The 13759-nt window shown below is 33.8% G+C and carries 14 protein-coding genes; 5 read left to right on the plus strand and 9 right to left on the minus strand.

The features are described 5' to 3' along the window. Positions 1–73: 73 nt before the first annotated feature. Both E0I26_RS15390 and E0I26_RS15395 read right to left on the minus strand, forming a co-directional pair. The gene (locus E0I26_RS15390) at positions 74–2275 is read right to left on the minus strand and encodes a penicillin acylase family protein (RefSeq protein WP_235831788.1); all 2202 of its coding nucleotides are present in this window, start codon (positions 2273–2275) and stop codon (positions 74–76) included. A gap of 17 nt (positions 2276–2292) precedes the next feature. Continuing rightward, on the minus strand, positions 2293–2745 hold the full coding sequence (locus tag E0I26_RS15395) for an Lrp/AsnC family transcriptional regulator (RefSeq protein ID WP_131917331.1): 453 nt from the start codon (positions 2743–2745) through the stop codon (positions 2293–2295). A 230-nt stretch (positions 2746–2975) separates the two neighbouring features. Between E0I26_RS15395 and rocD the strand changes: the two genes are divergently transcribed. The 3 genes from rocD (at position 2976) to E0I26_RS15410 (ending at position 6850) form a co-directional block, all read left to right on the plus strand. After that, positions 2976–4226, plus strand: a complete 1251-nt coding sequence (gene rocD, locus E0I26_RS15400) for an ornithine--oxo-acid transaminase (RefSeq protein WP_131917332.1) — start codon at positions 2976–2978, stop codon at positions 4224–4226. Positions 4227–4236: 10 nt separating this feature from the next. Next, the gene (locus E0I26_RS15405; RefSeq protein ID WP_131917333.1) at positions 4237–5199 is read left to right on the plus strand and encodes an arginase; all 963 of its coding nucleotides are present in this window, start codon (positions 4237–4239) and stop codon (positions 5197–5199) included. A 355-nt stretch (positions 5200–5554) separates the two neighbouring features. Further along, on the plus strand, positions 5555–6850 hold the full coding sequence (locus tag E0I26_RS15410; RefSeq protein ID WP_131917334.1) for a TIGR00341 family protein: 1296 nt from the start codon (positions 5555–5557) through the stop codon (positions 6848–6850). Between the two features lie 122 nt (positions 6851–6972). Here E0I26_RS15410 and arsB read toward each other — a convergent pair whose 3' ends face one another. From arsB to E0I26_RS15440, 6 genes are all read right to left on the minus strand, one after another. Beyond that, positions 6973–8046: an ACR3 family arsenite efflux transporter gene (gene arsB / locus E0I26_RS15415; protein WP_131917335.1), complete on the minus strand. Its 1074-nt coding sequence runs from the start codon at positions 8044–8046 to the stop codon at positions 6973–6975. After that, the gene (locus E0I26_RS15420; RefSeq protein ID WP_131917336.1) at positions 8046–8681 is read right to left on the minus strand and encodes an arsenate-mycothiol transferase ArsC; all 636 of its coding nucleotides are present in this window, start codon (positions 8679–8681) and stop codon (positions 8046–8048) included. The genes arsB and E0I26_RS15420 overlap by 1 nt, the downstream gene beginning before the upstream one ends. A 15-nt stretch (positions 8682–8696) precedes the next feature. Beyond that, on the minus strand, positions 8697–9167 hold the full coding sequence (locus tag E0I26_RS15425; RefSeq protein WP_131917337.1) for a DUF6428 family protein: 471 nt from the start codon (positions 9165–9167) through the stop codon (positions 8697–8699). A gap of 18 nt (positions 9168–9185) precedes the next feature. Continuing rightward, positions 9186–9518, minus strand: a complete 333-nt coding sequence (locus E0I26_RS15430; RefSeq protein WP_131917338.1) for an ArsR/SmtB family transcription factor — start codon at positions 9516–9518, stop codon at positions 9186–9188. An 84-nt stretch (positions 9519–9602) separates the two neighbouring features. Then, positions 9603–9986, minus strand: coding sequence for a hypothetical protein (locus E0I26_RS15435; RefSeq protein ID WP_131917339.1), 384 nt, complete (start codon positions 9984–9986; stop codon positions 9603–9605). A gap of 69 nt (positions 9987–10055) precedes the next feature. Beyond that, positions 10056–10316 carry a heavy-metal-associated domain-containing protein gene (locus E0I26_RS15440; protein ID WP_131917340.1) on the minus strand — a complete coding sequence of 87 codons (261 nt, stop codon included), beginning with the start codon at positions 10314–10316 and terminating at the stop codon, positions 10056–10058. A gap of 163 nt (positions 10317–10479) precedes the next feature. Here E0I26_RS15440 and E0I26_RS15445 point away from each other — a divergent pair, with 163 nt between their 5' ends. Next, positions 10480–10845 carry a hypothetical protein gene (locus E0I26_RS15445; protein WP_131917341.1) on the plus strand — a complete coding sequence of 122 codons (366 nt, stop codon included), beginning with the start codon at positions 10480–10482 and terminating at the stop codon, positions 10843–10845. Between the two features lie 46 nt (positions 10846–10891). On the opposite strand, the gene E0I26_RS15450 is transcribed toward E0I26_RS15445, so the two are convergent. Further along, positions 10892–11962, minus strand: coding sequence for a DUF3667 domain-containing protein (locus E0I26_RS15450; RefSeq protein WP_131917342.1), 1071 nt, complete (start codon positions 11960–11962; stop codon positions 10892–10894). A gap of 296 nt (positions 11963–12258) precedes the next feature. On the opposite strand from E0I26_RS15450, the gene E0I26_RS15455 reads away from it, so the two are divergent. Beyond that, positions 12259–12840, plus strand: a complete 582-nt coding sequence (locus E0I26_RS15455; RefSeq protein WP_131917343.1) for a DNA polymerase ligase N-terminal domain-containing protein — start codon at positions 12259–12261, stop codon at positions 12838–12840. Positions 12841–13759: the final 919 nt, after the last annotated feature.

Consider the following 13759-nt stretch of genomic DNA (forward strand, 5'->3'; position numbering starts at 1 on the left):
GTAAGCTGATCCTTTAGAATTATCATTTCCAGCTCAGGATATGTAAGGGCATGTACTGAATGAGCATAAGAAATTACTCCCCCGGGTGATAAGTGCGTTCCGCATTTTTTTGAATATCTTCTTTGTAAAAAAGTACGTCTTTGAATTCTCCTTTTCGGTACATTTCAGCCTGATCGTAAAAATGCTTTGATTTTGGATCTCCACTGTTCCCTCCCGCAAGTAATGATTTTGCTTTTATTTTTGTTCCAAATTCTACCGCACACACAAAACTGTTTCCGTTAGTTCCGTAGCGTTTTTTGGTGTCTTTTTGATAATTACTTTTATAAGCGGGTAGGCTACCCCAAAGTGCCGGACCATAACCTATGGGTAAACTTTGTAAAGTATCATTGTAAGTCATATTAATGTCTCCCGTAGTTCTCTGGAAACGATTGATTTCTCCCCAAGGAATTTGCCAAGTTCCAAATTTATTTTTCAATTCGTTTATCACCATTTGTAGCTGAGGTACCAATTGGTCTGGTGTAGCGTTTTTTGCAAAATTTATGGTGTTCTCAACTTGATCCATTTCACCTTCATTGATGTATACTTTTTGAATAATCGGGTCTAATTTATAGGCCCATTCTATGGCTAATGTTGTGGAGACAGAATTCTCTTGGGCATAATAATCCCAATTTTTTAGTAAGGTTATTGGTCCCGATAATTCGGAATAAAGGACATTATCTTTACTGATGTTTTTTTCGAAACTGCTAATTAATGATGGTATTAAAAATTCAAAGGCGGTCAGTTTTGTGTCATAACCGTCGGCAATTACTTTGTCTAACGTATAGGTATTGCCTTTACTCAATAATCGGACAGCATTTAGTCCTCTGAAACTTTCTCCATCGGGAGCCATGTAAGGTAAGTAGTTTTCCTCTTTTGGACTATTGTCACCAGCTACTGTATAAGGTGTAGCATTACAATTTTGCAGCCAGCCGTTTGTGGGATTGTAGGAATGAACCGTTTCTGAAACTTCGTGTAACCCTTTCCATTGCGTTGCCGGTGTTGTGCCGTCCATCACTTTAGACCAATTGAGTTTTTTATCTCGAATGGGAATATAATTTCCATGCCAGTAGGCGATGTTCCCTTCTTTATCCGCATAAACGGTATTGTTTGAGGTATTGGCTTTCAAATCCATTGCCTTTTTGTAATCCTCAAATCCTTTTGATTTTGTTCGTACCCAACTTTGCTCCAGACTTTTCATCGAACGATTATTCGATTTTAAGCTAATCCATTTCCCGTCCCTTTTGGCCATAATTGGACCATGATTGGTGTAATAGGTGTTGAATGTTTTAGGAATCAGTTTTCCGTTTTCCAAATATTTGATGGTTATTTTTTTCTCGATAACCGGAACTAATTTGGTATCGTATTCGTAAAATAGTTTGTTGTTTTTAGTTACGATTTTCTCGGCATACATATCCGCTACATCAACATTTGAAGAGGTATGCATCCAGCCACAGTTTTCGTTAAATCCTTGATAAATAAAAAATTGTCCCCAAGTTACCGCTCCGTATGCATTCAATCCTTCTTCACTGTTCATTTGTATTTCTGGTCGGAAATAAAAAGTAGTATGCGGGTTGATGTACAAAATAGCATTTCCAGAAGCTGTTTTTGAAGGTGCAATTGCAAATCCGTTAGAACCTGTTTGTACGTCTTTCTCTCGTTCTATATACGCCACTTTATCGGTGTTTCCGGAATAAAAAACTTTCAATTCTCCTGTAGAAAGTCCGGCGGTGCTTATGGCTCCAATGCTGCCGTCTGTCCAAAGTAACGGAAACCAAGGTTCAAAATGAGTCAATAAAGCAGGCTTCACTTCGGGGTGATTGTGCAGGTAAAAGTTGATTCCGTCCGCATAACTGTTTAATAATTTTTTCAACCAAGGCGCTGCTTTTTTATAATCAGCTTTCGCTTCATTGGCATCAATCAAAAGTTTAATTTCTAAATCATTATACAAAACGGATTGTCCTTTGATTTCGGAAAGTCTTCCCAGTTTTTCGATATAATTCATTTCTACCCGTTTGAAATCGTCTTCACATTGCGCATACAACATTCCAAAAACGGCATCAGCATCGGTTTTACCATATACGTGCGCAATTCCCCAATTGTCTCTGATGATAGTCACTTGTTGCGCCAGTTTTTTGAGCCTTTCTATTGCTGCAGCTGTCGTGTTTTGTGAGAACATTGGAAAACTAAAGCAAAAAACTAAAACTGCCAGCGGTACATGGTTCTTGAAAAACTTCATTTTTATGGAATATTACGTTAGAGACTTACATTTCGTTTGAAAGCACAGCCCAGTTCAATTATGGAATCGGTTTTGGCGATACCGGGAATATTGTCTATTTTTTCATAAAGAACTTTTCGCATGTGTTCATGGTCTTTCGCAATGATTTTTATATAAAGGGTGTATGAACCGGTAATATAATAGCATTCTGTTATTTCGGGAATGTTTTTCAATTCTTCGATAATTCGGTCAGAATCGTGGTCTTTATTTAAGGTGATTCCTGTGAAAGCTCCCCAATCATATCCTATTTTCTTTTCATTAATCACGGGTTTTATTCCGGTAAGTATTCCCTGTTCCGTTAATCTATTGATGCGTTGATGCACCATTGTGTTTGATATTTTTAGATTGGCTGCGATGGCAGAATAAGCCATTCTTCCGTCTTTCTCTAATTCTTTGATGATATTGATGTCGAATTCGTCTAATATATCCATGTTGTTTTAATTATAAATGATGCTTTTGTATTTGTATAAAAGTACTTATTTTTATTTATTTCGAAATACATCTGTAAATCGAATTAATTATTTAAAAATGACTTATTTTTAATCAAAATTAAAGAAATATTTTTAAATAATATCTTTTTAAAAGTCAAAACATTTATTTTTATTGGTAAATTAAAAAAAAATAGTAATTTTGTACTTTATTATATTAAAATAGAAACATCATGACACATACAGAACAAAACCTTTCTTCAAAATCTGAAGCGCTGATAGCAAAAGAGAATCAATATGGAGCTCACAATTACCATCCTTTACCTGTAGTTTTAGAAAGAGGCGAAGGCGTTTATGTTTGGGATGTGGACGGAAAAAAATATTATGATTTTTTATCGGCATATTCTGCCGTGAATCAAGGACATTGTCACCCAAAAATTGTTGGCGCGATGGTAAAACAAGCGCAAACACTGACGTTGACTTCACGTGCTTTTCATAATGATCAACTGGGACCGTATGAAGAATATGTGACCAAGTATTTTGGTTTCGATAAAGTGTTACCAATGAATACAGGTGCTGAAGCGGTTGAGACCGCTTTGAAATTATGCCGAAAATGGGCTTATGAGATAAAAGGCATCCCTGAAAATGAAGCACAAATTATCGTTTGTGAAAACAATTTTCACGGAAGAACAACAACAATTATTTCATTTTCGAATGATGAAACTGCCCGTAAAAACTTTGGACCTTTTACAGCCGGATTTATCAAAATTCCATACAATGATGTTGAAGCATTAGAAAACGTATTGAAATCAACCAAAAATATTGCAGGATTTTTAGTGGAACCCATTCAAGGAGAAGCTGGTGTTTATGTTCCTGCCGAAGGGTATTTAGCAAAAACTAAAGCGCTTTGTGAAGCACATAATGTTTTATTTATTGCTGATGAAGTACAAACAGGAATTGCACGTACAGGAAAATTATTAGCCGTGAATCATGAAAATGTACAACCGGATATTTTAATTTTAGGAAAAGCGATTTCGGGAGGTGTTTATCCGGTTTCGGCTGTTTTGACCAATGATCACATCATGAATGTTATTAAGCCAGGACAACACGGTTCTACTTTTGGAGGAAATCCTATTGCTGCTGCTGTCGCTATTGCTGCGCTTGAAGTAGTAAAAGAGGAAGATTTGGCACAAAATGCAGCTCACTTAGGGGAAGTTTTAAGAACCGGACTTAACGAGATTGCTTCTAGAAATTCATTAATCACATTGGTTAGAGGTAAAGGATTATTGAATGCGATTGTGATCAATTGTGATGAAGAATCTGATTTGGCTTGGAATATTTGTATGAAATTCAGCGAATACGGATTATTGGCAAAACCAACACATGGTAATAAAATTCGTTTAGCGCCGCCATTGGTAATTACTGAATCTCAAATCCAGGAATGCCTTGCTATTATCGAAAGAGCATTAAACGATTTCAGATAATCTAGTTACAATGGGAAAAGCAATAAAATTAATAAAGAACAGATCCGATATTGGTGCTGGTACTCGAGGTTCTGATTTAGGAATTGATGCTATCGAAATTGCCGCAATTAATCGAGACAGCGATTATTTTAATCAATTTGAGTTTGAAGATGTAGAAACGCATAACGAATCCATCTATGATAAAAACCGAAATGCATTTGCCAAAAGAATTGAACATGTGGTGGAACAGTGTACCAGAGTTTGTAATGCTGTCAAGAATAATTTAGAAGATCATTTTTTTCCGATAGTATTATCAGGAGATCATTCTTCGGCATTAGGAACAATAAGTGGTATAAAAGCGGCGTATCCAGAACAAACACTAGGTGTTATTTGGATTGATGCCCATGCGGATTTACATTCGCCATATACGTCTCCTTCGGGTAATATTCATGGCATGCCATTGGCTGCGGCTCTTGCGGACGATAATTTGAGTTGCCAAATCAATGAAGTAACTCCCGAAACCCAACAACATTGGGAATCAATGAAAAATATTGGATATAAAGGAGCGAAAGTTTTAGCTGAAAATCTGATTTATTTTGGTGTCCGGGATACGGAAGAAGCAGAGGACAAGCAAATTGAAAAATTACAGATCAAAAACTATAAAGTTGATGAGGTACGTTTCAGAGGATTGCAAACGTGTGTCGCCGAAGCTTTATCAAAATTAACGCATTGTGAAGTTTTGTATATCTCTTTTGATGTAGATTCCATGGATTGCGATATGATTTCTTATGGAACAGGTACGCCGGTTCCCAAAGGTTTTGATCAGTATGAAATTATAGCGATTATCAATCAAATTATTCAAACCAAAAAGGTTGTTTGCATCGAATTTGTGGAGGTGAATCCATTATTGGATACCAAAGGAAATAAAATGGCTGAAACTGCTTTTGAGGTTTTGGAAGCTATAACTTCAACACTTATTCTTCCTATTGAATAATTTATTTTAGAATTAATGGAGAAGCCCGAAATCAATTTTAGATTTCGGGCTTTTATATTTACTGGTCTTGTCTTGAAAATGGGATATTAAAAAAACATGATGACAAAGGGATGATTTTCTCTTAATGAGATAAGGAATGCTAAAGTATTATCATTATGCGGAATCAATTGTGATGTGTTAATTAGTGATTTTGATTTAAAATGTAAATTGTTATTAGGTAATTGATTTTTGAGGGCTAAGAAAATCCTAAATTATTTCTAAATTGGCTATCTTGCTAACTATTATTGATGGGAGTTACGATTTTGCCTCTGATTTTTAAAGTAATGTTGAGTTGAAATAAGAAATAAAAAAAGTAATGAATAAAGTAGTTAATTTTATTGATCTACATAGCGGAGAAGAAGACAAGAAAAAAGTATTAGATAATGTAAAGTCAAACATTTCTTTCCGAGGTTCTAATTTATGGATTTTGGCTTGTGCAATTGTAGTGGCTTCGGTTGGTTTGAATGTAAATTCAACTGCCGTAATCATTGGTGCAATGCTTATTTCACCTTTGATGGGGCCAATCATTGGAGCGGGTTTTGGTTTAGGGATTTATGATTTTAATTTACTCAAAAGATCACTTAAAAATCTTCTTATTGCCACTGTTGTAAGTTTGGTGGTTTCTACGATTTACTTTTTTTTAAGTCCTTTTAAAGACATACAATCAGAACTTTTAGCAAGAACATCACCTAATATTTATGATATTTTCATCGCATTTTTTGGAGGACTTGTTGGAGTAATAGCCATGACCAGGGTAGAAAAAGGGAATCCTATTCCAGGAGTTGCAATCGCAACGGCACTGATGCCACCATTATGTACGGCGGGTTACGGTTTAGCTTTGGGTAATTTTAAATTCTTTTTTGGTGCAATGTATTTGTACACTATTAATTGTGTTTTTATTTGTATTGCAACTTTCATAATTGTAAAATATTTAAAATATCCAATCGTTAAACAAACCAATTTAAAGACTGAAAAGAGAGTTAAATATATGATTTCTTTTTTGACTTTAGCTTTGATAGTACCGAGTATCTTTTTTGCGTATCAGCTCTTCGAAGAAAAAAAATACAAAGAAAAAGTAGAACTCTTTTTAAAAGTAGAGTTTATTGATAAAGGATATACTGTTCTGTACAAAAAAACGCAATTTACTTCAAATCCAAAGAAAATAGAGATTGCTTTTTTGAGAAAGAGATTTGATAATGTTGAAATCAAATCACTTAACGAGAAATTAAAAGCCTATGAGTTGAACAATACCGTATTGAATATTATTCAAGATACGACTGATTTGAAGCAAGATATTTTGAATGAAATTAGTTTTAATAACAAAACAATGAGTGAGAAAGATTTGATTATAGCTAAATTGCAAAGTCAAATTACTTCTTTAAAGTTTGATAATAATGCTATTTTGAATGAAACAAAAATACTGTTTCCTGAGATTGAGAATATTGCCATTGCAAATCATGTGTTTAATGAAAATCAATCAACCAAAAAAGTGATCACTGTAGTGCTATATGAAAGTAAAAAAGATCTGAATACTGGCGAAAAACAAAAACTGATAGCATGGCTAAAGAATAAATTCAAGACTGATGTTGTAGAAATTTATAAAAGGCAATAATGTTTTTAATCTAATTAAAATAAATCAACACTGATTTCACATACTTTAATAATCTGCGAGTCAGTGTTGATTTTGTTAATCCTTTAGGCTTTAAGTATAGTATCAAATTGATAGGTTTCAATCTATAGAGGTTTAGTTTCTGTTCTTAATCCAGATTTAGTATAATATTTTTTCTTCAACCAAAAAGCGACGTTTACCAAGATTATCAAAGCCGGGACTTCCACTAATGGTCCAATAACTCCTGCAAATGCTTGTCCGCTATTGATGCCGAAAACTCCGATTGATACTGCAATGGCCAACTCAAAATTATTGCCCGATGCGGTGAATGATAGCGCAACGGCATCTCTATAATTGGCTCCTATTTTTTTTGAAACAAAAAACATCAGGAAAAACATAATAGTGAAGAAAATGACGAGCGGAATAGCAATTCGAATGACATCTAGCGGTAAATCAACAATCATTTCGCCTTTTAAACTGAACATGATTACGATTGTAAATAGTAAAGCAATCAAGGTAATGGGTGAAACAAAAGGAATAAACTTCTGGTTGAACCATTTGTCGCCAATGAATTTCTTAATGATATAGCGGCTAATTATTGCTAATGCAAATGGAATTCCTAAATAAATCCCAACTGTTGTAGCAATTTGGGCAACCGTAATATTTAATTCCAATCCTTTTATTCCAAATAATGGCAACATGATTTCTAAATAAAAATAAGCATACAAACCAAAAAAGAATACTTGAAGCAAACTATTAATCCCGATTAAACCCGCTGTTAATTCCCTGTTTCCCTCGGCTAATTCATTCCAGACAATTACCATTGCAATACAAGGCGCAATTCCAATTATGATTAAACCGGTCATGTATTCCGGATAATCTTTCAAAAAGAAAGTGGCTAATAAAAACATTAAAAACGGACCAACAATCCAGGTGATTAAAAAAGAGGCGCTCAGTAATTTTGGCTTTTCAAACATCAAAGGAATTTTTGAAAAATCAATTTTAGTCAATGGCGGATACATCATCAATATTAATCCAATTGCCAAAGGAACATTGGTCGTTCCGCTGGAAAAGGAATTGATGAAACTGCTGCTTGACGGTATAAAGTAACCAATGGAAACGCCAATTGCCATTGCCAGAAATATCCAAAGTGTAAGGTAACTATCGAGAAAGTTTAATCTTTTTTTATGTAATGCCATTAGTGTGATTTGATTTGAGAGAATACATAAAACATTTCGGTAGCAATTTGCAAACTGCGTTCTTGATATTTTTCTGCTTGCTGTGGCGTATTGTCAAATGCTTTCGGATCTTCAAATGTGATTGGAATACGCTTTTCAGCGCCTGCAATAAACGGACAACCTCCATCAGCTTGTGAGCAAGTCAATATCGCTGCAAATTCACTTTTCGGATTAAAATCGTCATCATAGGTTTTTGAAAAACCAATAATAGGATGCTCATTCTCCCCATATTTTATGGCATAAATTGGATTGTTTCCTGCTGCAATGGCTTTAATTTTAAAACCCGATTGCTCCAATGTTTTGGCAGCCATAGGAAATAAAGCAGTTGCTTTGGTACCACCAGAATAACAAAATACATTTTTAATAGTATAATATGTAGCTGCAGTTTGTGCCCAAACTTGCGATAAATGGCTTCTTCTGGAATTATGCGTGCAAATAAAGTTCAGCCTAACTTCTTGTTGGTTGGTAATTTTATTTTGAATAAAATCAATAAGTGGCTGCAAAGTTATTTTACGTTCTGTAGCTATGTTTTCAAAATCAAAAGCACGGATTGCCTTTTCGATTGCTGGAAACAGGCTGGTTTTGGTTAAGTCCATTTTATAGTATTAAAATTAGCAACAGCTTCCTCCAGGAGTACAGCTATTGGGTTGACTTGGTATTTCGGATAATTTCACTTTTTGTTTTTCTGCTGGAATGCCACATTGATCTTGGGCTAAGCAAGCGGTTTGTTTGTTTAATAAAGTGAATGCTGTTCCGTTGAAACCAATATCGTATTTCCCAATAGTTTCTGCTTGGAATTCTACTTCCACTTCATAATCTTCAATACCCAATACTTTTTCTGAAAGAGCGATAATATTCAAAAGTTTTTGTGGTTTTAGACGGTGTTCAAAGTCATTGGCATCCCATAATTGGAAATTTACAACGGTTTCTTTTCGAACTTTTCCACCGCAGTCAATAAAGTTTTTGGTGATTAAACCCACTTCGGTTACGTGAAAATGTTCTGGAACATAAGTACCGTTTGGCAATACAAAAGCGACGTTATCTAACGTGTTCAACTGTTTTTTAATTTCTGATAGTTTCATTTTTTTATAATTTAAAAATTAGCAACATTGATTTTTTTTGTTTTCTAAATAGGTATTGATGTGCTGAAAAAAGTCTTTTATTTTATTAAAACCTTCTTCATTGAGGCAGTAACAAATGGCATTCCCTTCAAAATTACCTTTTATGAGTCCGGCATTTTTTAGTTCCTTCAGGTGTTGTGAAACGGTAGGTTGCGCCAGAGGCAGTTCGTTTACGATATCACCGCACATGCAACTGTTTACTTTTATTAGATGTTCTATTATGGCTATACGGGCAGGATGGCCTATGGCTTTCGCCAAAGTTGCTAATTCGTTTTGCTTGTCTGTGAAATGTTCTGATTTAGTGATTCCCATTGTTATATATTTATATTGCAATATTACGATATATATGTGTAAAAAACAAATTTAGAAAAGCAAATTTTTAAAAGCCATTGAAATTCACATCCATTTCGATAGAAAATCAATCGATTCTTCCCTCAAATCTTTAAATAGTTTTTCAAAAACAGCAATGCTTTTTCTATGCTTTTTATGGTCTGAAAATTTTTCATGATCAATAGCATTAGGATTATTCTGTACTGCTTCCTCAAGATATGATTCGTGACTTTTAATATCATGATTTAAGATGTCAATTTGTTCCTTTTGAATAATCAGCTGATTATTGAAATGATCCGCTAAGGAGCGTACTTCTTTAGAAGTATTCTTTTCCGCCACCTCCGAAATTCGATCAGCCATAATTTTAAGTTCATCTTTATAAAACAAAAGTTTGTTTAGCCATGTTTTGTGTTCTTCGTGTAATTGGTAAATTGTTTTTTCAGTTTCCATTTTTCTTCTTTTTTAAATAATTTGAGATTAATTGAATCGGGCTATTTTTTTAGTATTTTTTCCGAAATATTAAAGCTCGAATAAATCTTTTGGAATAGCATGAAATCCCACTGACTTCACTTTATTTTCAATATCAGTTACGGATATCATTTTGGTGGTATGTACTGTAAATTCTCTAGGAAAAATCTCGGTATTCAGCAGCACATCTTTTATTCCGTCTAATTCCAATAAGCTAGTTTTAATTTCCATTAAATCGGAATCCTCCGTAGCATTTGTTCCGAAAATTGTACCATGATTTCCTGGAATTACGTTGTCAGTTAATAGGCTCATGTTTTTATTTTTTTAAAATTAGTAATAGGATTGATAGATGATTTGGTGACTGGTTAAGTGGTTTAAAGTTAGTCATTTATACGGAATAATTTATGGAATTTATGTCGGTTTTATTTAAAAATGATTAACTTAGTGTATTGAAAATCATTTAAATAAATGTAAGATGAATAATAAAGGGGATAAATTAAATTTTGACAAAAGAAAACCAGGTAAGAAGGATAAAAATGCAATCCCAGATTCTCTTTTATATCCTCCAAGCGAAGATATATATAGTCAATTCCATAAAGAAATAGAAATAGACCCGGAAGATCTTTCTAAAAAGAAGGCGCCAGTTGAAATAAATAATGTTAGAAAATTAAATGAAAAAAATTTTGAAGAGGATGTTTCTGGCGGTGATTTAGACATTCCAGGCTCAGAATTAGATGACGATCAGGAAAATTCAGGAAACGAAGACGAAGAGAATAACCATTACAGTATAGGTGGTGATGATCACAACAATTTGGATGAGAATACAGGGGATAAGGGCTAACGTTGACCTTTTTAATTATGAGATTATTATGTGTTCCAGTTGTTCTTTAGTGAATATTTATGTAAGTATATAGTGCAAATAGAATTATCAAAATAGTGATAATTAATAAATTAACAATAATAATTGCGCTGCTTTTTAAAAAAGAGAGCATGAATTTTTCGCCATAAAAGCGGCGGTGTGCCGGAAAAAAATAATAAATCATCCAAGAAATTCCAATTGATTTTATACCAAAATGTATCCAACCTAAAACAGGATTACTCCCAAATACAGGGAAAAGTTTGTCTATAAAAAATAGAGTTAAAATCAGTAAAAGCAAAAAGGAAAAATAGTGTAGGGTGAAAATACCATTATCAAAATAGAGCCATCTTTTTTTATCGTGAAAAAGCCATAAAATAAAGGCAAAAACCGGCATATACATAAACAATACCTTTGATAGATTATTGGTAAAAGATTCACTGAACTTTTCAATAATTTCTTCATTTGTATTTTCTTCTTTTACGGAAAGCCACTTTTTAAGGAACCAGTACTCGGTTGAACTAACTTTTGTTTTTTCGGCACCGTTTTTTTGTATTGAGTCTAATTCGTTAATAGATTTATATCCAAAATCGGCAACTTCTTTTTTATCTATTTCTTCCGTTTGCTGCAAGATTTTTTTTATGGTGTCATTATTCTTTTGGGATAATATCCCCACTTTTGTTAATCCATCTACGCTTTTCTCTTCAATATGTAATGAATCTATTGTAGGGACAATGACATCGTTACTTATTTTTACGTTAGGGGTGTTTTTTATTTTAACAGTTTCATTGGGGAATATTGATATCAATAAGAAAGTGATAAAACTGATAAAAATATAGAGTCGTATGGGTGGCAAAAAAGACAATCGCTTTCCTGATATATAGGCTTTTGTTAGAGCAGCGGGTTTGAAAAACAAATAAAAAATAGTCCTCCAGAATGCATTATCATAATGAGTTAAGTCTTCAAAGAAATGAATAAACAGGTGATGAAAGGATTTACTAGTTTTAGTATTCTCTTGTCCACAGTTAGGGCAATAACGTTGGTCCACTTCATGATTACAGTTGAGGCAGGTTCTATCTTTTCGTAACTTTTCTTTTGACATGGGTATAAATTAGTAATCGATTCAAGATTGTAAATCTATTGAAATTTCAAACTGTTTTTGATTGTTATAAGGATATTTAGCCTTTAATTAACTATTAAATGAGAGGCATTAGAAGGCTTCATCTGCCTGTAACAGTAGCATTGTATGGCTTGATGACGGTTGAGTTTGATTGGAGTATTTTCTGATGTATTTGACTTTTGGAGTGGGCTTAAAAGTTATTAAATCAGATTTATAGGCTGGAAACAAAATTAAAATCGTAACTTTTATATTAATTTCAACGCTAATCCTACTTTGCTATGTCTTTGAATAAATACAATCAAAAGCGTAATTTTAATTCCACCGCCGAGCCTGAAGGTGAAATTAAAAAATCGTCAACCGAATTGATTTTCGTGGTGCAAAAACATGCCGCTTCTCATTTACATTATGATTTTCGATTGGAAATGAATGGTGTATTAAAAAGTTGGGCCATACCTAAAGGTCCGTCCATGAATCCGACAGATAAAAGACTTGCGATTATGGTGGAAGATCATCCTTATAGTTATAAGGATTTTGAAGGTACTATTCCCGAAGGAAATTATGGTGCAGGGAATGTTATCGTTTGGGATAATGGAACCTACTCCTTAGCTGATATAGATGATGTAGAAGATGTCGAAAATAAATTAAAATCCGACTTACAAGAAGGGCATTTTAGTTTTATTCTTGATGGAAAAAAACTCAAAGGCGAATTCGCATTGGTGAAACTTAAAATCAAACAGAAAAATGCTTGGCTTTTGATAAAGAAAAAAGATCAATACGCGAGTGATGATGATGTTTTGAAACAAGACAAATCTATACTTTCTAATATGACATTAGAAAGTATGGAAAAGAAGAACGGATAATAAAAACAATTTGTGCGTTCCTCATAATATAAAGCGAGGCAATTATCTTAGCGGGTAGTTGCCTCTCTTTATATAATGAGTCGGGCTATCCGCTGCAAGTCCTCGTCCCGCCAAAAAAAGCGGGACTGTGGGCTTTTCACTTTTATCCCTAACGCGGGTTGGGTATTCCATAGATTTTGTTCTTTCGACGAAGGCGAAATCACATCAGCAACATCTATTTTGTTACCTGATATATAGGAGTGAAGTGAAAAAGTGTGTTTATCTCTATATTAAGGTAGCCCATGCATGCTTTTGATTTGGTCTGTTTTGTAGTTTTTATGGATTGTGAATGAGACGCAACTTTTTGTTTGCATAACTGCAATGACAACTAAAGATACTCTTTACAGATACTACGGCAAGTCCATCGCCAGTAAAGCGGCAATAACTCTTAGTGTTTAGAGGAATTCTATAAATAAAGATAGGTATAATAATATGATTCCCTATATATAATGACATCCATGGTTTTTACCCATTTCGTCTCGCTCTTCTTCGGAGAGGGTCGGGGAGAGGAAAATAGTTTCATTCCAAAAGTCATATTTCCAGCGAGTTAAAGCGAGAGTTAAAAAAACATTAAAAAAAGGGGATTAAAAAGCTTGAATAACGGGATAAAGGTGTTAGTTTTGCACCCGCAATGACGCAGACGTTCTTTAACAAACTGACAAGTACTACGAATTAATCAATAAAATTTATTTTCTAAAAAAGATTCAAAAAAGCTTGTGAGATTAGAAAACGCTTACTACATTTGCACCCCGCAAAACAAGCGAAGTTCCTTGACAAACTGCTAAGAAAAAGAGAAGAAAAACGGAAATAAAAATTTTCAAAAAAACTTCAAAAATTTCTTGTCAGTTAAAAAAAGAAGTTGTACTTTTGCACCCGCTTT

It is taken from the genome of Flavobacterium rhamnosiphilum (genome assembly GCF_004349195.1).
Taxonomy (GTDB): domain Bacteria; phylum Bacteroidota; class Bacteroidia; order Flavobacteriales; family Flavobacteriaceae; genus Flavobacterium; species Flavobacterium rhamnosiphilum.

Coding starts and splice junctions, on each gene's coding strand:
- E0I26_RS15405 (WP_131917333.1), top strand. CDS start 4,237: ATGGGAAAAGCAATAAAATTAATAAAGAACAGATCCGATATTGGTGCT.
- rocD (WP_131917332.1), top strand. CDS start 2,976: ATGACACATACAGAACAAAACCTTTCTTCAAAATCTGAAGCGCTGATA.
- E0I26_RS15390 (WP_235831788.1), bottom strand. CDS start 2,275: ATGAAGTTTTTCAAGAACCATGTACCGCTGGCAGTTTTAGTTTTTTGC.
- E0I26_RS15450 (WP_131917342.1), bottom strand. CDS start 11,962: ATGTCAAAAGAAAAGTTACGAAAAGATAGAACCTGCCTCAACTGTAAT.
- E0I26_RS15455 (WP_131917343.1), top strand. CDS start 12,259: ATGTCTTTGAATAAATACAATCAAAAGCGTAATTTTAATTCCACCGCC.
- E0I26_RS15425 (WP_131917337.1), bottom strand. CDS start 9,167: ATGAAACTATCAGAAATTAAAAAACAGTTGAACACGTTAGATAACGTC.
- E0I26_RS15440 (WP_131917340.1), bottom strand. CDS start 10,316: ATGAGCCTATTAACTGACAACGTAATTCCAGGAAATCATGGTACAATT.
- E0I26_RS15410 (WP_131917334.1), top strand. CDS start 5,555: ATGAATAAAGTAGTTAATTTTATTGATCTACATAGCGGAGAAGAAGAC.
- E0I26_RS15395 (WP_131917331.1), bottom strand. CDS start 2,745: ATGGATATATTAGACGAATTCGACATCAATATCATCAAAGAATTAGAG.
- E0I26_RS15430 (WP_131917338.1), bottom strand. CDS start 9,518: ATGGGAATCACTAAATCAGAACATTTCACAGACAAGCAAAACGAATTA.
- E0I26_RS15435 (WP_131917339.1), bottom strand. CDS start 9,986: ATGGAAACTGAAAAAACAATTTACCAATTACACGAAGAACACAAAACA.
- E0I26_RS15420 (WP_131917336.1), bottom strand. CDS start 8,681: ATGGACTTAACCAAAACCAGCCTGTTTCCAGCAATCGAAAAGGCAATC.
- arsB (WP_131917335.1), bottom strand. CDS start 8,046: ATGGCATTACATAAAAAAAGATTAAACTTTCTCGATAGTTACCTTACA.
- E0I26_RS15445 (WP_131917341.1), top strand. CDS start 10,480: ATGAATAATAAAGGGGATAAATTAAATTTTGACAAAAGAAAACCAGGT.